Source organism: Xanthomonas sp. BRIP62411, from assembly GCF_003993525.1.
Classification (GTDB): domain Bacteria; phylum Pseudomonadota; class Gammaproteobacteria; order Xanthomonadales; family Xanthomonadaceae; genus Xanthomonas; species Xanthomonas euroxanthea.
The window spans coordinates 139,077-157,921 of sequence record NZ_QEZI01000012.1; the positions used below are offsets into that span (position 1 = coordinate 139,077).

The following is an 18,845-nucleotide window of genomic DNA, read 5'->3' on the forward strand; positions in this document are numbered from 1 at the left end:
GCTCAGGCGGATTCGGGGGGAAAGGATTTGGCGGCCGGCGTCTGCGCCGGTGCGGTGGAACCGCGCACCACCAGCTGCGGCACGAAGCCGCGGTTCTGCAGTTGCGCGGGCTGGTCGTCGTAGGCATCGCTGCGCAACTGGCTGATCAACAGGCGTGCGGCATGCCGTGCGATGTCGTCGGTGGCCTGCTTGGCGGTGGTCAGCGCCGGCCAGGACTGGCGCGAGAACGGGCTGTCCTCGAAGCCGGCGATCGACAATTGGTACGGCACGTTCATGCCGGTGGACTTGGCCGCGGCCAGCACGCCGGCGGCGATTTCGTCGTTGCTGCCGAAGATGGCGGTCGGCGGCTCGCGCAGCGACAGCAGGCGGCGCGCGCCACGGAAGCCGTCGTCGAAGGTGTAATCGCCGGGAATCACCAGGTGCTTGTCCAGGGTGATGCCGTAGTCCTTCAACGCGGCTTCGTAGCCGGCGTAGCGCTCGCCACTGGAGCGGTGCTGCGGGCCGCCCCACAAAAAGCCGATGCGCTGATGGCCCAGCTGCACCAGATGCTCGGTGATCTCGTAGGCGGCAGCACGGTCGTCGATATACACGCAGGGACCATCGCCCGGATCGTCGGTGGCGGCGATGATGCGCACGCTCTTGATGCCGCGCGCGGCCAGGCCGGCCATCAGCTCGGGGCGTTCGGACATCGGTGCGGTCAGCACCACGCCGGCCAGCCGCGAGCGCTGCACCCATTCGGCCAGTTCCTCGGCCAGCAATGGCGAGGTGGAATCGCAGGGATGGATCTGCAGGCCGAAGCCGGTCTCGCGACAGGCGGCCAGCACGCCATTCTGGATGCCGATGATGTGGTACGGGTTGGGGTTGTCGTAGACCAGGCCGATCACGAACGGCGTGCCGCTGCGCAGGTTGCGCGCGGACGGATCCGGTTCGTAGTCGAGATCGGCGATGGCGCGCAGCACGCGCGCGCGCGTGGCCTGCATCACCGACGGTTCGTTGTTGATCACGCGCGACACGGTCTTCAACGAGACCTTGGCGCGCTCGGCGACATCTTTGATGGTGGGCCTGCGCATGGGTGTACCTTGTTCGTCGGAACGCATCATGCCGCCCGGTTCACTTGGCCTGGGCCGGCAGGCCCACACGGTAACCGCGCAGCGAATAGAACAGGATGTACAGATAGCACGGCACCATCAGCGCAGCGAACACGACCTGGAAGTCGTAGTGCTGTTTGAGAATGGCAAACAGCTGCGGAATGATCGCGCCGCCGGCAATGCCCATGACCAGCAGTGCCGAGCCGATCTCGGTGAAGCGGCCAAGCCCGCGAATGGCCAGCGGAAAGATTGCCGGCCACATCATCGCGTTGGCGAAACCGAGCGCGGCCACGAAGCCCACCGACACATAGCCGTGGGTCAGCAGCGCGCCCAGCGAGAACAGCACGCCCAGCACCGCCGACACGCTCAGGTAGCGCGCCTGCGAGATCACCCGCGGGATCAATACCAGGCCGGCGAGATAGCCCAGCAGCATCGCGCCCAGCGTGTAGGAGGTGAAGATCTTGGTGCTGTCCAGCGGCAGATCGAAACCGTGGCCGTAGGTGCCGATCGCATCGCCGGCCATCACTTCCACGCCCACATAGACGAACAGGCACAGCACGCCCAGCCACAGATGCGGGAACTGGAAGATGCTGGACTTCTGCACGCCGGCCGCGCTGCCGGGCGTGGCATTGGCTTCGGAGGCCCGCAGCTCCGGCAGTGGCGAGAACAGCACGCCGATCGCCAGCAACAGCAGCACGCCGGACATCACCAGATACGGTGCGTGGATCTTGGCGGCGAAGGCGGTGAGCAGTTGTTCCTTGGTGCCGGCATCGGCGCTGGCCACCTGTGCAGACAGATCGCCGATGCCGTGCAGCACCAGCGAACCGATCAGGATCGGCGCCAGGATGCCGGCGATCTTGTTGCAGATGCCCATCAGCGCGATCCGCCGCGCCGCGCTTTCGATCGGCCCGAGGATGCTGATGTACGGGTTGATTGCCGTCTGCAGCAGCGCCAGGCCGCTGCCGATCACGAACAGGCCGCCCAAGGCGCCCGGATACCAGCGCTGGGTGGCGAACTGGCCAAAGCCGGCCGCGCCCACCGCCATCACCACCAGGCTCAGCGCCAACCCCTTCTTCATGCCGGTGCGCTTGAGGATCCACGACGCCGGCAGCGCCAGGAAGAAGTACGACAGGTAGAACACCATCAGCACCAGGAAGGCATTGACCTCGTTGAGGTCGAACGCCAGCCGCACGAAGGTGATCAGCGGCCCGTTGATCCAGGTGAAGAAGCCGATGATGAAGAACAGCACGCCGACGATGGCGATCGAGACAACGGGATTTGCGGGCCTGGCGGTAGTCATGGATCGGCGGGCTCTTGAGTTGTCGGTTGGGGGGCGCCGCGCTGGATCAGCGACGCAGTTCGGCGACGAAATCGTAGAAATCGTTGTGGCAATAGGTGTCGGTCAATTCGATCGCACTGCCGTCGCGCGCATAGCCCACGCGCACCACATGCAGGATCGCCTCGCCGGTCTTCATGCGCAGGTGTTCGGCCAGCCGCGCGGGCAGATTGATCGCGCGGAAATACTGCAGGGCGCGCACCACCGGGGTGCCCTGTGCATCCAGGTAGCTGTAGAGCGAATCGCCGATCTGCTGCGGGTCGGCGACGATGCGTTGCGGCAACACCGCGTGCTCGTAGGCCATGACGCGCTCGTCGGCGCTGCGCAGGCGGGTCAGCGAGGCCACCGCCGCATCCGGCGACAGCCCCAGGCGCAGGATCTCTTCGCCATGCGCCGGGCGCAGCCGCCGCTCCAGCCAGCGGGTGCCGGGCTCGTAGCCCTTGATGCGCAGCGTCTCGCTGAAACTGGTCAGGCCGCTGAGCTGATGCTGGATCTGCGTGGTGACGAAGGTGCCGGCGCCCTGCCGACGCGAGACCAGGCCCTGCTCGACCAGCACGTCCACGGCCTGGCGCAGGGTCACCCGCGAGATCTGCAGCCGCTCGCACAGCTGGCGCTCGGCCGGCAGCGCTTCGCCGGCCTTCCACTGCGCGCCGCGGATCTGCTCGTCCAGCTTGCTCGCCAGTTGCAGATACAGCGGCGTCGGCGCGGAGGCATCCAGCGTCAGCGCGTCCATCCGGGGGTCGGTGTCCGTCCTGGCTTCGGTTTTCGGTTTGGCCATTGCCTGTCCTCCGGACCGACTTGGATTCGTTAGGTCCAATATAGTACCAATTTGCCTGCGGCGCATTAGCCGCAGTCGGCCCCGGCAGCGCGGCAGGCGCTGACCCGCGTTCCCGCGGCCCGCTGACTGGACGCCGTGGTCAACGCCCGCTTCCCGTCACCGGCGCGTGCAGGCGCCCAGTGGCTGCGCCATCGCCTGGCTGGCGATGCCGTCACAGCCGCAGGTACCAGCGCCGCCGGTCCATCCACCAGCCCACGCCCCAGCACAGCAGCGTGTAGCTCAGCGCGCACAGCAGCGACCCGAGCGGGCCCGGCGCGATGGTCTGGAACACGCGGATGCCGGCCCAGGCGTAGAGGTCCAGGCCGGAGCTGCCGGCCGGCAGCAGCCGCAATACCACCACGAACAATTCGGAGAACAGATAGATCGCCAGCGGGTTGCGCCCCAGCACGGTGAAAAACCCGCTGCCGCCAGTCCAGCCACGCAGCTCCAGCAGGTAGACCAGCACGCCCAGCGCCAGTAGATCCAGGCCCACCGTGCAGGCGACGAAGGACCCGCTCCAGAGCTTCTTCGACAGCGGCCAGGCCGGGTGCCAGAGCAGCGCCAGCAGCACCAGCCCCGCGCCCGCCAGCAGCATGCTGCGCGTGGCGGCAGCGGTCTTGCCGTGCCGTTGCAGGAAGCGCCCGCTCAGATACCCGGCCAGCACGTTGACCGTGGCCGCCAGCGTGCCGAGCAGGCCCTCGGGGTCGAAGCCGTCATCCTTGCGATACAGATGCGCGCGCCCGTACAGCCACAGATCCAGCCGGGTGCCGGCATTGCCGGTCTTGCTCAACTCCGCGCCGGGCTGGCCGAACGCATACAGCACTACCCAGTAGCCCAGCAGCAGCGCCACGCAGACCGGCGCGATACCGCGTGGCGGCAGATAGCGCACCAGCAGCGCCGCGAGCAGGTAGCACAGGCCGATCCGCTGCAGCACGCCGGTCAGGCGGAGTTGATCGACCGCCGTGAACGCCCAGCCACCATCGGGCTGCGGATGGAAGAACGGAAACCAGTACATCAGCACGCCGCATAAGAAGATCAGCGCGGCGCGCCTGCCCACACGGCCGAGGAACTGCCGATGCGGCATGCGGGTGGCCAACGCAAAACTCATTGCGCTGCCGACGGCGAACAGGAACGAGGGAAACACCAGATCGGCCAGCGTGACGCCGAACCAGGCCGCGTGGGTCAGCTGTGCGTATGGCTGCGCGCCCGGCCCGGCGGTGTTGACCAGGATCATCAGGAAGATGGTCAGGCCGCGGAACACGTCCAGCGACAGGAAGCGTTCGCGCGTCGGCGGTGTGGTTGCGGTGCCAGCTGCAGCAGGGAATGGGTGTGCGTTCATCGCAGCTCCTTGCCCAGTGACTGCCGATGGGGACGACATGCATAGGCGCTGCCTATGCCCTGCGTCCTTGCATCGGCGCTACCGTGCTCTTGCACGAGCATCAGGTGCAATGCGGATCTGTTCATTGCGCAGTTCCTTGCGTGGTGCTGTGCGCGGCGCCGTGCGCAATCTCTTGCACGTTGCCCTGGTCGAAGCCTTGCGTCGCGTCTTGCCTGGCGCTTCCCGCTGCGTTCTGCACGCCATCCTGCGCATCCACCTGCGCCAGCAACGTGTGCAGCAACGCCAAGGGATCGCGCGGTGGCTGTCGCTTCGGCAGCGTGTCCTGTTCGGCCCATTGGCGTTCCCAGGCTGCAAGCTGCGTGTTGACCGCCGCTGCGTCGAACGGCGTGCCGGCCTTGCGGGCGGCGCGATACGCGCGCAGAAAGCGTGTCCAGCGCTGCAGATAGAAATCCGCGTACATGCCCTGCCACGCCTTGGACGCGTAATCGGCCAGGTTGCCGTCGCCGCCCCAGATGCTGACCTGCGCACGCGCATTGCCGACATAGGCGCGACGCAATGCGGCATCGTTGCCGGCGGCCGCGGCGGCCTGGCCGGTCCAGTCGGCCAGGGTTTCATGCTGGCCGCCGACCAGTGCATCCAGCCCCTGCACCAATTGCGTGATGCGCGCCAGCAGCGCATCGCCACGCGCGAACTCGCCGGCGTCGTAGGCCTGCACCACCGCCTGCAATTGACGGTCGGCATGCAGGCTCAGGTAGTGCCGCGCGTCTTCGATCAGGTCATAGCGGTACAGCGGTGCATCGGCATAGCGGCCGGCCTGCTGCAGCAAGGCATCGATGGCGCGGCGCAGGCGTTGCGGGTCGCCGGGGCGGTCGTCGAAGCCGACGATGTCGGCGGTCGGCCGCTTGAAAAGCAGGTAGGCACCGGCACGCTTGTTCCACCAGCGCGGCGACCAGTAGCGGGTCTGGTAGATGCCCGCTTCCAGATCCGACCAGGCCTGCAGCAAGGCCGCATCGCTGCGGCCGTAGCGCGCGCGGGTGTATTGCGCGAGCCATTGCGACCAGGACTGCTGCGGTCCTTCCCAGGCCAGCGCGTAGAGATACTCGTAGACCACCGAGTTGCTGTGCAGCCCTTCCGGGAACACACCGAAGCCGCGCAGATTGCGTTTGTCCGGATCGGCCAGCAAGGCCTGCAGATCCTGCCGATAGAACGCGAAGTCGCCATACAGCGGATTGCTGGCGCCATAGTTGTGCACATAGCCGTAGATCCACTGCTTGTTGTCGAAGGCCTGCGAGGCCTTCCAGGTGCCGGGGTAGCGGTCGTTGCCGATGTCCAGCACCATCAACCGCGCATCCGGCACCTTGCCGAGAAACGCGGCAATCGCTTGCGGTTGCCAGAACGCTCTGTCGGCACCGAACAGCCAGCCCTGCATCACCCAGGTGGCCTGCGGATTGACCTGCGCGATGGAGCGATACAACGCCTGCCCGTACTCGGCCAGGCGTGCATCGCGTTGCGCCGCCGGCACCGCCTTGGCACGTGCAGCATCGGAGTTGGCGATGCTGTCGCCGTACCTGGCGGCGGCCACGTCGCTGCCGTCGTCGGCCACCGGCGGCAGCATCTCGTTGAAGGCATCGGCCAGATAGAACTCGCCTGCACCGTAGGCCTGCGTGTACAGCTCCAGGAACCGCCGCGCGACCTTGGCGAACAAGGGATCACGCGGATCCAGCCAATAGGTTTCGTGGAAGCCCTCCCAGGCGCGCATGCGGTAGATGCGCGCGTTGGGATGCGCCTGCGCGAATGCCTTGGGCACGTAGCCGGCAAACGCCGGCAGCACCGGCTGCATGCCCAGCTCGCGCATGCGGGTGAGGATCTGCGTCTGCAGCACGCGCTTGCTGTCGATCCAGTGCTGCGGCAACGGTGCGCGATAGCCTTCGATATTGCCCATGCGCTGCCATGGGGTGAACGCGGGGCCGGAGAAATACTCCGCCAGCGCGTCATCGCCCACGCCGAACTCGCGCCACAGCGCCTGCCAGATCGCCTCCTGCCCTTCCATCGCCAGCGGCATGTCGATGCCGTGCAGCGCCATCCAGTCGATCTCGCGCTGCCAGCGCGGCCAGTCCCAGAACGGCGTGGTGTAGCCGTAGGTGCAGGTGTTGAGATAGGCGCGGTGGGCAAACGGCGTGCGCACCTGGCCGCTGCGGTAGGCCGGCCATTGCGCCGGCAGCGCCACGCGGTCGCCCTCCCAACTCATCGAGGCCGCACCGGCCTGGCCGAGATAGGCATAGGCGCCACGCGCCAAGGCCACCTGCGAGGAGCCGGCAATGCGCACCGCATCGCCACCGGCGTCGATGCGGTACCAGTCCGCGCCGTCGCCGCGCGGCGCCGTCGTCATCTCGAACTGTGCGGCGCGCGGGCCGATCAGGCGTTGCAGTACCGCCTGCGCGGGCGGTGCGGCCAGCACCAGATGCGGAATGGCGAGCAACGCGCCCAGCACGGCGCCGGCAAACAGGCGCACAGACGTCGACGGGAAAAACGGTGAAGCAATCATGGCGAGTTCCCGTAGTGCACGGTGACGACGTCGTGGAATCCAAACGGCTGATCGGCAGCGACCTGCAGGATCACCGCCAGCGTGCGCGCGCCGGTCGCGGGTGCAAGCGTCACGTGAATCGGCGTGCCGGCAGGTGCCTGGGCAACTGCACGGCCATCCAGAAATACCTGTACCGGCCCGCTGAGACGACCCAGGTCAAGCATGCCGCCGTGGGTCTGCACGCCCTGCCACGGCGTGAACTCGGTGCGGTACAGCACGTAGCCGGCGCGTTCGGGTGCGGTTTCCAGCGTGCCGGGCAGCGTATTGCTCCAGCTGTTGTTGTCGTTGGGGCGGCGCGGCAGATCCGGCGCCGGCGGCTGCGCGAAGGCGGCGGTGTGGCGCCAGCTCTCGACCACCATCACCGGCGCCACGATCGGCACCGTGGCTGGCAGCGGCACGGCCGCGCACGCGATCTCGAGCACCGCATCGCGCAAGCCTGCGCTGCGCGCCTGCAGCCGTAACACGCCTGCGCCATGCCCGGCCTGCACGATTGCCTGCGCCAACCCGTTGAACAAGGCCACTTGCATGCCCTGATCGGGCGTGTGCGCATTCGGGTCACCATTGCCGACACCCAGCAAGCGGCCACCGCTGATCTGCAGCGTCAGTGGTGCATTGCAATCGGGCACGTGGCGGCCTTGCGCATCCAGCGCTTCCAGGGTCACCGGTTGCGCATCGCGGCCATCGCCGCGTAGCCGGGTGCGGTCCGGCGTGAGCCGCAGCGCGACCGCTGCGCCGGTAGTTTCCACCCGCGTGCGCGCCACCTCGCGGCCATCGCGCCAGGCCACCGCTTCGAGTACGCCCGGCGCATAGTCCACCTGCCACTGATTCATCTGCGCCCGATCCACCACCTGCTTTCCCAGCGAGCGGCCGTTGAGCCACAGCTCCACCTGCGCGGCATTGCAGAACGCCATCACCTTGATCGGCTGGCCTTCGCGGCCGGGCCAGTTCCAGTGCGGCAACAGGTGCAGCACCGGCGCATCGTCGATCCACAACGCGCGGCGCAACCAGTAGGCACCCTTGGCAAATCCGCATTGGTCCATGATGCCGAAGAACGACCCCACCGACGGCCATTCGAACGGGGTGGGTTCGCCGCGATAATCGAAGCCGGTCCACACGAAACTGCCGGCGACGAACGGGCGTTCGGCAATCAGCTGCCAGGCGCGGCGATGGGTGTTGCCCCAGTCCGCGGCCAGGCTGTCGTCTTCGGCCACCACATGCGCGTCCAGGTCGGTGAACCATGCGCCGCGCGTCTGAAACGCACTGGTGTCCTCGCTGGACAGCATCGGTGTGCGCGGCCGCGCGGCATGCACGCGATCGTAGTTGAACTGGCGATAGTTGAAACCGAGGACATCCACCGCGTCGGCCGCGCCGCGCGCGGCGAACATGCCGTCGTTCATGCCGGCGGTGATCGGGCGGCTGTCATCGAGCGCACGCACCGCGCTGGCGGCGCGCGCCATGATGGCGTAGCCGGTGGCGGTGCCCTGCAGCGGCTCTTCGTTGAGCAGCGACCACAGGAACACGCTGGGATGGTTGCGCTGGCGCCGCACCATGCTGCGCAGCAGCGCCACGTACTCGGGTGCGGGATTGAACAGCCGGTTCTCGGCCATCACCAGCATGCCGAGCCGGTCGCAGGCCTGCAGCAATTCCGGTGCCACCGCATGATGCAGGCGGATGGCATTGCAACCCATCGCTTTCAGGCGCTGCAGGCGAAACGCGTGCAAGGCATCGGGCAGCGCCACACCGACGCCGGCATGGTCCTGATGCAGGCAGACGCCCTTGATCTTGAGCGGGCGGCCATTGAGGAAGAAGCCGTGGTCGGCATCGAAGCTCAGGCTGCGAAAGCCGATTTCGCACCCGGCACGGTCGCTGCGGCCGTCTGCGCCACGCACGCTGGCCTGCAGGCGATACAGCACCGGCGTGTCCACGTTCCAGCGCTGCGGCTGCGCCACCGCGACGCTGACCGTCGCCTGCGCGGTGCCGAATGCAGCCACGCGCAGTTGCGTCTGGCCACTCGCCACGACAGCACCGTTCGGGTCGCGCAGCGCCACATCCACCCACGCCTCGGCAGGCTGTTCGCCGCTGTTGACCAGGTCCAGCTGCACCGGCAGCTGCCAGACATCGCCAGCGCCTTCGCGCGGCACCGCCGCCAGGCCGTCGCCGGCGATATGCAAGGGCGCACGCAGCACCAGCCAGGTGTGCCGGTAGATGCCGCCGCCCTCGTACCACCAGCCATCCATGGCCTCGGCATCGACGCGGATGGCAATGCTGTTCAAGGCATTGCCGTAGCGCGCGACCGGCGTGAGGTCGATGACCAGCCCGGTGTAGCCGCTCCAGCTGCGCGCCATCAGCATGCCGTTGACCCACACGGTGGCATGGCTGGCAATGCCGTCCAGACGCAGCTCCACCGCCTGGCCGCGCAGGGACTCGTCCAGCCGCAGCGTGCGTCGGTACCAGGCAATCCCGCGCGGGCGATACCCCTGCGCGATGTTGGCATCGGCGCGGACCGCCTGCTCCACCACGAAGTCGTGCGGCAACTGCAGTTGCCGCCAGCCGGTGTCGTCGAAGTCCGGTGCCGCCGCCCCCCAGGCGCGGCCGGCCTTGGCGTTGTCGTAGGTCTCGTCTTGCGCAAGCAGGCGCCGCAACGGCAGATCGCCGGCATGGAAGCGCCAACCTTCGTCCAGATCCAGCCATTGGCCAGCGTCATCGGTGCCCGCTGGCGGTGGCGCCGGACGCGGCTTGCCCCCATCACCCGCGCGCGGTGCTACAGCGCTCGCCGCGCCTGGCAGCAACGCCGGCACGCCAAGCAGCGAAGAGGCGCAGACGCTGCCGGCAAGGAATTCACGCCTGCGCATGACAGCGCCCGCCAGCCTGCACCGCAGACGTGCTCCGTGATGCACGCGGCGCAGCCACGCGCGCGGCCACTGCAGGGCGCGCGTCCATCACGCCTGCGGCGCTGCCTGCAGTGCTGGCTGCCGCCCGCAGCGGTGCCTGCCGGCGCAGCGCTCGCTGGCCCGGCATCACAGCATGTCCCACTGCATCGACAGGTAGTAACTGCGACCGGTGACACCGGTCATCTGCCAGCGGCTGGCGATGTCCTTGTACGCCTCCTCGGTGCGGTTGGTGAGATTCAGGCCACCCAGCTGGAAGCTCAGCGTGTCGTTGACCTGGTAGCCAAGCACCGCATCCAGCTGCGTGCGCGCCTTCATGGTGTGGCCTTCGCGCGCGAAGAAGCTGTCGCTGCTGTCCTGTTCGTACTCGCTGCGGTGGTTGAGCGAGACGCGCGCCGAATAATGCGTGCTCTCCCAGTACGCGGTGGCGTTCCAGGTCTGTTCGGACAGGTTGCGGATCTGGAAATCAGTATCGCGCTGCGGAATCACCCGGGTGAAGTTGGTGGTCACCCCGAAGCCGTCGATCGGCAACCAGGCGTCCAGCGATTGCGTCCAGCCCAGTTCGTAGCCGCGGATCTTGACCTTGCTCGGATCGTTGGTGGTGGCAGTGATCTCGTAGATATCGCCGCCGCTGTCCACGCAGTCGCCGGCCGCGTTGCTGGACAGCGCAGTGCCGTTGAAGGCGGCCGGGCAGACGATGCTGTTGAAGGTGCCGTTCTTGATGTTCTTCCAGAAGCCGGCCACGGTGAGCGCGCCACCGTTTCCGTAGTACCACTCCAGGCTCAGGTCGGCCTGGTCGGCGGTCAGCGCCTTCAGATCGGTCTGGCCCTGGGTGACGACATAGGTCGTCGTGCCGCCGGTATTGGTGCCGGTGGAAATGGTCGAGGCGATGGCGGTATTGCTGTCCAGGATCGGCCGCACCAGTACCTTGGCGGCGGCAAAGCGCAGCAGCAGGTCGTCGCGCATGTCCAGCACCAGGTTCAGGCTGGGCAGCCAGTTGGAATAGTCGTACGGCGCACGCGCGGTGCCGATCACCACATTGGCATCGTCGCTGGCGGCCTGTGCCTGGGTCAGGTAGGTGTCGGTGGTGCGCTTGGTGTTTTCGTAGCGCAGGCCAAGGTTGCCGCGCAGGCGCATGCTGCCGATGTCGGTGTCGATGCGCGCCATCGCATAGGCCGAGGAAATGTCGTTCTCGATGCTGTAGCTGCTTTGCGGCGCGAACAGCACCGGCACGCTGATGCCGGCGGCCGCCAGCGAGCGCGCGTAGGCGGCGATATCCGGAGTGACCCAGCTGTCCTGCGAGGCGAGCTGCCCGTCGAGGAAGTTGCTCACCGTGCTGTTGGCGGCCGACAGTTCCGGGAACATGTCGAAGCCCGACACCGCACCGGTCCTGAGCAGATACAGGAAGTCGCGCCGGCGCACGTCGCGCTCGAAGGTCTCGCGGCGGTATTTGGCACCGAAGCGCACCGCGTTCAACGCACCCAGCTCCAGATACCGTTCGGCATCCAGCTGCAGCGACCATTCCTTGTTGCTGAGCGACTGGATGGAACCGTTGGGATACTCGCTACGCACCAGATTGCGCTTGTCCCAGGCGCTGGCATCGGTGGCGTCGGCATCGGTGGTCAGCGAGATCGCGTCGGGATTGGAGGTATCCAGCAATGTCGCCGAGGGAATCCGGCCCAGGATCGCGGCGCGTTCGTTCTCGTCGGTCTTGCCCTGGGTGTAATTGGCCGCGCCACTGAGCGTCCAGGCATCGCCCTTCCACTTGAAGTCGTAGGTGAGCAACTGCGTGGACAGGTCGTGTTGTTCGATCTGGCGATTGTTTTCCAGCCAGTAGTCCGATGCCGCCACCTGCGTGGCGGTCAGGCCGTTGGTCTGCAGCACCGTCAGCGGGGTGCGCTCGAACGAGTACACCAGCTGGTTCATGTCGTTGGCGGTCTTGTCCTGCGAATACAGCGCAGTGAGGTTCATCTCCAGCTGGTCGTTGGGCTTCCACTGCAAGCCGCCGTTGAACATCTTGCGGGTGGTCTCGCGCTCGATCGAGCGATAGCGCGGGCGGCGCGGGATGTACAAGCTGCCGGCGTCGGTGTCCTGCGTGTACCAGCGGTCGATCCACAGATAATCGGCGCGGTCCTTGAGCTTCTGGTAGCCGGCGCTGAGGAATACGCCCAGCTCGCCGCCGCCGGCCTTGAACTGGTCGATATAGGTCAGCACGCCCTTGGGCGTGGGCGAGCCACCGGCGAACTCCGCATATTGCGTCTTGGCCGAGAACAGCAGCTTGGTCTGCTGGTAGTCCAGTGGTTTGGTGGTGTTGATGTTGACCGTGCCGGACAGGCCACCGGCATCCATGTCCGCCGACGGCGACTTGATCACCTCGATCCCGGCGGCCACTTCCGGCTGGATGATGTCGTAGCGGAACCCATCGGTGAAGTCGGCGCTCTTGATCACCTGGCCGTTGATGGTGGTGGCCGAGTACTGCGGGCCCAGGCCACGCACGCTGATCGTGGAGCCGCGCCCGTTGATGGTGGAGATCTGCACGCCCGGGATGCGCTGGATCGCCTCGGCGATGTTTTCGGCGGGAAACTTGCCGATGTCCTGCGCGGAGATGCCATCGGTCATGCGCACGTCGTCGCGCTTGTTGTCCATCGCGGTGATCAGGCTCTTCTGGTAGGAGCTGGTGACCTTGACGGTGTCGAGCTGGGAAATCTGCGCCGATGCCGCCGGCGGCGATTCCTGCGCCTGCGCGTTGGCGCCGCAGGCAAGCAGCGACAGCGCAATGGCGAGGGACAGCGAGGAGGGCGAACAACAACGCAACGCGGCACGCGGGACAGGTGACATGGGAGATCCTGAGGTGGAATGGCTGGACGACGACGCGGCTGGCATTCCGATCGATCAGCGCTGACAGATCCCGGCGTTGGGCAACCCACCCACGCGCGCACAGGCCACCAGTCCCGGACGTCCGGAACCGCCTGCGATCTGTTGTCTACGAGCACCCCGTACGGCCCCCCGTGGGTGCCGATGCCGTCTCCCTCCCAGGACGGTCATCGCCTGCCATTGCTGATCAACGGCCCTGACTGGCAAATACCAATTCAGTGGATTTGATTCTTATGGTCTTTAAAAGATCCTGTCAACAGTCACTGTCGAAAGCGTTTTCCGCCCGGCCGGGATCGCGCCCTAAGGCTTGTTTTCCAAGACCTTCGACGGTGCGCGCAGGGTCATTTGGGTGCGGCGCGGGTATCGTTGTCACAGGACCAGTCACCGACCAATCGCCGGTAACCAGACCAATTCTCCAAAGATCCGGCGGCAGCCGATGCACCGAAAGCACTGTGGGTGGCATCACAGTCCGGTGCCGCGCGCTTCTACGTCATCGAGGGCGGCATGCCTGCCGCGTCGCCGCATCCACGCCCTGCAGCGATGACTGCAAGCCGCGCCAGGGCGACAACGATGTCAGCGGACTGGATAGAAGCGGCGCTGCGTTGGCCGGGACAAGGACACCGGCCGTGCCCATGCACGCGAATGGTGCAGATGGAAAATCGCGCCACGCCCGGCCAGCAAAGCTGCGCTCAGCGCAGTTGCCCCTGGTCGACGCGCAGCAAGGTGCGCTCCGGGGTGGCGGCAAAGCCCAGCAACTGCAGGCCCACGCCCAGCACCGCGTCCTGCCCCGGATCGACACGCGACTGCAGCTGCCAGCGTCCATCGCGCCACAGCTGCAGCTGTGCATCGGCCTGTACGCCGGCAGGCAGCGCGGCGTCGGGCAGCAGGGTCAGCACGGCGGTGTCGCCCACGCAGCGCGGCTGTCCGGACAGGCGCAACGGCGGTAGCCCGTGCAGCTCGCCCGCCCCACTTGCCAGCACTTGCAGGCCGACCCGCCCAGCTGCCTGCACGCAGCCGGTGGCATCGAACAACAGATCCACCTGCTGCAGCTCCAATGCCAGATCGATCAACGCCATGCCCGCTGGCTGGCGCAACAGCAACTGGCCCTGCGCATCGCGGATGCCGTGTTGCGCGCCATCCACCAGCAGCAGTTGCAGCTGCGTGGCCTGCAGGTGCACCTGGCGCTCTCCGCGCACCAGTGGCCACAGCCGCGGCCGTACCGTGACATCGCCGAAGGCGATGCCTTGCCATTGCACCTGCCGCAAGGTGCCGGCCCATACCGGCCCCTCCACGTCCAGCGCCGAGAATGGCAGGCCCTCCCGTGGCAGCACCAGGCGCAGCGGCAGCCATGCCAGCAGCGCGACACCCACCATCAGCAGGAAGATCAGGATCCAGCGCAGGCGCGTCACGGTGCAGGCTCCGCAAACCCGCAGCGTACCCGGAGTTGGCCCTGGTCGCGCACGATGCTCAGCTGGGTCGGCACCAGTCCATGCGCCTGGCGCAGCCGCTCCAGCCAGCCGAACAAGGTGACGGCACTGACCGCATCGATCTGCACCTCCACCCCACCCGCTGCACTGCGCTGCTGCGAGGTGATGCTGACGCCGGCATCGCGTGCGCTGCTGGCGATGCGCTCGTTCAGTGCCGTCGTACCAGGTGCCGCCGTACGCCTGCTCGCAGATGCCTGTGCAGATGCATCGAGCACCAGCTGCGCCGCAACGGCATAGCGCGCCTGCGCCTGGGCGTGCCAGTGCCGCAACGGGGTGTAGAGCGCGTACCAGCCGACAAACGCGGCCAGCGCGGCGCACATCACGCCCAGCATCAACCGCTCGCGCGGCGCGCGCGCCTGCCACCACTGCGTGCTGCGTTGCAGGCGTGCATTCATCGCACTGGCTCCAGTGCGAACGGTGTCCGCATGCGCTCGTCTTCGGTCTGGCTACTGCCCGGCTGCAGCTGCCATCCTGCTTCGGCCAGCCGCGCGGACAGCTGTTGCAGGCTGGCGCCATCGCTGTGCAGCAGTGTGCCGCGCAGCGGCTGCGCGGCCTGATAGTCGAGCTGGTCCAGTTCCGCCGCCGGAACGGCATCGACCGCTGCGAACAGGCTGCCGAGCTGCACGGCCAGGACATCGGCGGCCGCACCCGCGTGCCGGCGTGCCTGCAATGCGGCCGGTACCGCCGCCGCATCGCGCACGCCCAACTGCGCAGCGGCGCGCGATTGCAGCAGGCGCGCGCCGAGTTCGTAGCGCAGTGTCTGCGCCAGCAACAGCACCAGCGGCGACAGCAGCACCAGCGCGGCCAGCGCCGCAAGACGGCGCGGAGTGACCGTCTGTGCAGCGGCCGGCCTTGCGGCGAATGCGTGTTGCAGCAGGTTGATCGGCGCGCGCATGGCGCCTCGCGCAAAGCCGGCAATGGTTTGCGCGGCGTCAGGTGCCGGCGGCGGTGCCGGTGCGCGTTCGCCCAGCAGCATGCGCGCGGCCTCCGGCTCCAGGCTGCAGGCCAGCCCTGCGCCGCGGATCAGCCAGCGGCCATCCCAGTCCATCACTGCTGCCGCAGCGTCCGCGCCGGGTTCCAGCAACAGGCAATCGGGCACCACCGCGTCGGGAACGACACCCAGCTGCGCTGCGCGCGCCAGCCACTGCTGCATCACCGCGTCGTCCACCGCAGCGACCAGACGCGTGCCATCGGCCTCGACGCGATCGGCAATCACCACATGCAGGCCAGGCGTCTCGACCGCCAGGTGCTCGGCCAGGTGCAGGCGTGCAGCCGCGACCGATTGCGCGATGCTGCGGCCGGGCAAGCGCAGCCAGCGCAGATGTACATCCACGCCCGGCACCACCAGCACGGTACGTGCGGACGGTTCCCACGGCGCGCTGGCCGGGCGCTGCGACAGCACCTGCCCCTGCGCATCCACCCGCACGGCGATCGCCGGCGCAGTGGCATCGGCGGGCAGCAACAGCAAGCTGGTACTCATTCGTCGGAACTCCATTGACGCGCCACCAGCCGCACGCGCCCTGCAGGGTCTTGTTGCAGCAAGGCATCCAGCATCACCTGCGCGCCTGCATGGTCGACCTGGCTGTAGAGCGAGAAGTAACTGGTGCGTAGTGCGATCTGTTCCAGCACCGCATTGGAAGGCTCGGCCTGGATCAGCGCAGGCTGGCTCAGGAAGGTCCTGACGTCGCGCCATCCTGCGGCCGGCCGCGCGGCGATGACGCGGCGCGCGGCCGGCAGTTCCAGCACGCCTTCGGTCAGTGCCACCAACACCGGCGCATCTTGCGGGCGCAGCGTATTGATATTGATCGGCGACAGGCGCGCCTCCGGCAGTGCACACACATACGGCCGCAACTGCGCGATCACCTGCGGCGTGTAGCCGGCAATGGCGCGCAGCTCGCCGACGCCCGCCAGCAGGGTCGCACCGGTGCGTCGCGGCACTGCCAATTGCAGATAGTGTGCGTCTTCGGCCCCCTGTGCGCCGGGTTGGCTGTCGCTGTCGATCCAGTCCACCAGCGCATCGGTCAGCGCCTGTGCCTGTTGCGGTGCGATGCCCAGCACGTCCAGCAATGCGCGGTACTGGCCTGCGCCATCGTCGCTGCGCTGCCATTGCTCGGGCGCACCGGCGACCACACTGTTGAGATTGAAGCAGCCGCCGCGATCGCGCAGGCGCACGCTCACCGTGCCGTCGTCCAGCGGGAAGATGATCGGCTGATCGTTCCAGCCGCCTTCCAGCGTGGTGCGCATCGGATCACGCCTGGCCAGTGCCTGCAGGCGCGCGCGTGCGACGGTTTCGGTGCCCAGCGCATACCACTGCGCCTGCGTCATCGCCTCGCCGTTGCCGGTGCGACGCAGGCCAAAGCGCAGATCGTCCAGCACCGCGACCATCAGCAGCGTCATCACCGCGACCAGTAACAGCACCGTCAGCAGTGCGACGCCACGTTGCTGCCTGCGTGCATTCAAGGCCGTCATCCGCGCCCCTCCGGCAGCAGGAACAACTGGCGTACGCGGCCCCATTGTTCCAGGTCCAGCTCCAGCGAGATCGCATCCGGCAGCGCGTCGAGCCCCCCGCTCCAGCCGTCGCTCCACTGCGCGCGATAGTGGAACCCCACCACCGCCGAGCGCACGCCATGCAACACCACCTGCGGCGTGCCGGCGACCGCACCGTCGAGGGCCGGACGCGCACTGCGCTCCAGGCGTCCGTCGACCACGCGGTATTCCACATATTGCAGCGACGCGCGCGGCGCGTGATCCGGATTGCTCCAGCCGCGTCGCACAAAACCGAACAGGGGCCCGGGCACACCGGGCGGGCTTGCGACGAACGCGGTGCGTGCAGCGCTGCCTTCGCTATTGCGCGTGCGCCGCACTGCGGCCTGTTGCAGGTCGCTGCGCAGCAGGCCATGCGCAAGCTGGAACTCGCGCACGTGCTGCAGGCGCGCACGCACGGCATCGTGCTGGTCGATGCTCTGCCGCATCACCACCACCGCCGCCACTGCCACCAGCGCGAACACCGCCAGGGCGACCAGCAGCTCGATCAAGGTGAAGCCCGCGCTGCCACGGACACACGCTGCGCTGCGACGTGCGCGGCTCATTCGGCACTCCGCAGCACACTCAGGCTGGCGAGTTCCTGCGCCTGCGCTGCGGCCCGCACCTGCACCTGGATGCGCACGATGCCCGCAGCACCGGCCGGCATCGACTGACGCTGCCAGTCCCAGCTGCGTCCGCCCAGCGTTTCCTGCCCGTTGGCTGGTACCAGTGCTGCGGCCGTAGGCGCGAGCATCGCGTCGATCGCCTGGTTTTCCGCCACCACCGCGGCCAGCGCACGCTCTTCCAGCACCACCGCGGTACGCGTGCTTTCGCCGGACACGTTCAATAGACCGACCACGGCCATGCCGAAGATCGCCAGCGCGACCATCAGTTCGAGCAGCGAGAACCCGGCGCAGGCACGGGGATCACGGCCGTGGTGCATCGACCCGTACCACGCCGGTGGCGTCCACCACGACCAGCAGCTGTTGTTGGCCGTCGGCCAGCGCGATGCGTTGCGGCGTGGCCGCACCGGTGGGGTCGAAGCGCACGCTCACCTGCGTGCCACCCACCGGCATCTGCGCCTGCACACCGGCAGGCCAACGCATCGCGGCGAAAGGTCTTTCATCCAGCGGCACCCAGCGTTGCTGCGCCTGGCGGCGGAATGCATAACCACCGGCATCGATGCTCACCTCGACCATGCGCAGGCTCAGGATCGCCTCGTCGCGGGCATTGCCCAAGGCACCGGCCAATGCATCGGCCTGGTCGTGCAGGTCGCGCCGCGTATCCGGCAAGGTCAGCACCACCAACGTGCTGGCGAGTGCGGTGATCACCAGCACCGCCAGCAACTCGAGCAAGGTGAAGCCGCGCGCAGGCGCCGGCGACGCGCGTCCACGGGATTGGCTTGCCATGGCGGCTTGCGCGAACACTGCCCGGCCTCAGCGCCAGTTGCCGATATCGGCATTGTCGGCGTCGCCGCCTTCGGCGCCATCGGCACCGAACGAGTAGACGTCGAAGCCACCACTGCGGCCCGGGCGGCGGTATTGATACGCATGGTCCCACGGATCTTCGGGCAGGCGGCGGATATAGCCGCCCTGGCGATAGCGCTCCGGCCGGGTCAGGCCGCTCGGCGCAGTGAGCAAGGCCTGCAGGCCCTGTTCGGTGCTCGGGTAGCTGAGGTTGTCCAGGCGATAGGTCTCCAGCGCCTGTTCCAGCACAGCCACGTCGGCGCGCGCTTTCTCGACCATGGCGCGGTCCTGGCTGGGCATCACGTTGATCATCACCACCGTGGCAAGCAGGCCGATGATGACGATGACCACCATCAACTCGACCAGGGTGAAGCCGCGCGTTCGCGCTTGCGAGGACAGCGAGCAAGGACGTTGGCGATGACGGATGGACTGCATGAGGATCT

The 18,845-nt window shown here is 67.6% G+C and carries 15 protein-coding genes; all 15 read right to left on the minus strand.

Annotated features, from left to right (window positions below):
• Positions 1-2: 2 nt before the first annotated feature.
• The 15 genes from EO139_RS11015 to gspG all read right to left on the minus strand — a co-directional run bounded on the left by EO139_RS11015 (position 3) and on the right by gspG (position 18,837).
• Positions 3-1,070 carry a LacI family DNA-binding transcriptional regulator gene (locus tag EO139_RS11015; RefSeq protein ID WP_104583816.1) on the minus strand — a complete coding sequence of 356 codons (1,068 nt, stop codon included), beginning with the start codon at positions 1,068-1,070 and terminating at the stop codon, positions 3-5.
• A 40-nt stretch (positions 1,071-1,110) separates the two neighbouring features.
• The gene (locus tag EO139_RS11020) at positions 1,111-2,388 is read right to left on the minus strand and encodes a sugar MFS transporter (protein ID WP_104583815.1); all 1,278 of its coding nucleotides are present in this window, start codon (positions 2,386-2,388) and stop codon (positions 1,111-1,113) included.
• A gap of 46 nt (positions 2,389-2,434) precedes the next feature.
• On the minus strand, positions 2,435-3,157 hold the full coding sequence (locus EO139_RS11025) for a GntR family transcriptional regulator (protein ID WP_164739039.1): 723 nt from the start codon (positions 3,155-3,157) through the stop codon (positions 2,435-2,437).
• A gap of 256 nt (positions 3,158-3,413) precedes the next feature.
• The gene (locus tag EO139_RS11030) at positions 3,414-4,580 is read right to left on the minus strand and encodes a heparan-alpha-glucosaminide N-acetyltransferase domain-containing protein (protein ID WP_126970592.1); all 1,167 of its coding nucleotides are present in this window, start codon (positions 4,578-4,580) and stop codon (positions 3,414-3,416) included.
• 121 nt (positions 4,581-4,701) lie between these two features.
• A complete protein-coding gene (locus tag EO139_RS11035; RefSeq protein ID WP_126970594.1) occupies positions 4,702-7,125 on the minus strand; it encodes an alpha-N-acetylglucosaminidase in 2,424 nt (807 codons plus the stop codon).
• Positions 7,122-10,016 (minus strand): beta-galactosidase GalA, encoded by a 2,895-nt coding sequence (galA, locus tag EO139_RS11040; RefSeq protein WP_126970596.1) that lies wholly within the window; start codon positions 10,014-10,016, stop codon positions 7,122-7,124. The genes EO139_RS11035 and galA overlap by 4 nt, the downstream gene beginning before the upstream one ends.
• Positions 10,017-10,181: 165 nt before the next feature.
• Positions 10,182-12,890: a TonB-dependent receptor gene (locus tag EO139_RS11045; protein ID WP_126970598.1), complete on the minus strand. Its 2,709-nt coding sequence runs from the start codon at positions 12,888-12,890 to the stop codon at positions 10,182-10,184.
• Between the two features lie 725 nt (positions 12,891-13,615).
• Positions 13,616-14,326 carry a type II secretion system protein N gene (gene gspN / locus EO139_RS11050; RefSeq protein WP_126970656.1) on the minus strand — a complete coding sequence of 237 codons (711 nt, stop codon included), beginning with the start codon at positions 14,324-14,326 and terminating at the stop codon, positions 13,616-13,618.
• A gap of 5 nt (positions 14,327-14,331) precedes the next feature.
• Positions 14,332-14,808: a type II secretion system protein GspM gene (gene gspM / locus EO139_RS11055; protein ID WP_104583809.1), complete on the minus strand. Its 477-nt coding sequence runs from the start codon at positions 14,806-14,808 to the stop codon at positions 14,332-14,334.
• Positions 14,805-15,893 carry a type II secretion system protein GspL gene (gene gspL, locus EO139_RS11060; RefSeq protein WP_104583808.1) on the minus strand — a complete coding sequence of 363 codons (1,089 nt, stop codon included), beginning with the start codon at positions 15,891-15,893 and terminating at the stop codon, positions 14,805-14,807. Before gspL ends, gspM begins: the two co-directional genes overlap by 4 nt.
• Positions 15,890-16,882: a type II secretion system minor pseudopilin GspK gene (gene gspK / locus EO139_RS11065; protein ID WP_104583807.1), complete on the minus strand. Its 993-nt coding sequence runs from the start codon at positions 16,880-16,882 to the stop codon at positions 15,890-15,892. Before gspK ends, gspL begins: the two co-directional genes overlap by 4 nt.
• Positions 16,879-17,502, minus strand: a complete 624-nt coding sequence (gspJ, locus tag EO139_RS11070) for a type II secretion system minor pseudopilin GspJ (protein WP_126970600.1) — start codon at positions 17,500-17,502, stop codon at positions 16,879-16,881. Before gspJ ends, gspK begins: the two co-directional genes overlap by 4 nt.
• Positions 17,499-17,879, minus strand: coding sequence for a type II secretion system minor pseudopilin GspI (gspI, locus tag EO139_RS11075; protein WP_126970608.1), 381 nt, complete (start codon positions 17,877-17,879; stop codon positions 17,499-17,501). Before gspI ends, gspJ begins: the two co-directional genes overlap by 4 nt.
• Positions 17,863-18,345 (minus strand): GspH/FimT family pseudopilin, encoded by a 483-nt coding sequence (locus EO139_RS11080; protein WP_126970610.1) that lies wholly within the window; start codon positions 18,343-18,345, stop codon positions 17,863-17,865. Before EO139_RS11080 ends, gspI begins: the two co-directional genes overlap by 17 nt.
• A 27-nt stretch (positions 18,346-18,372) precedes the next feature.
• Positions 18,373-18,837: a type II secretion system major pseudopilin GspG gene (gene gspG, locus EO139_RS11085; RefSeq protein ID WP_126970612.1), complete on the minus strand. Its 465-nt coding sequence runs from the start codon at positions 18,835-18,837 to the stop codon at positions 18,373-18,375.
• Positions 18,838-18,845 lie beyond the last annotated feature (8 nt).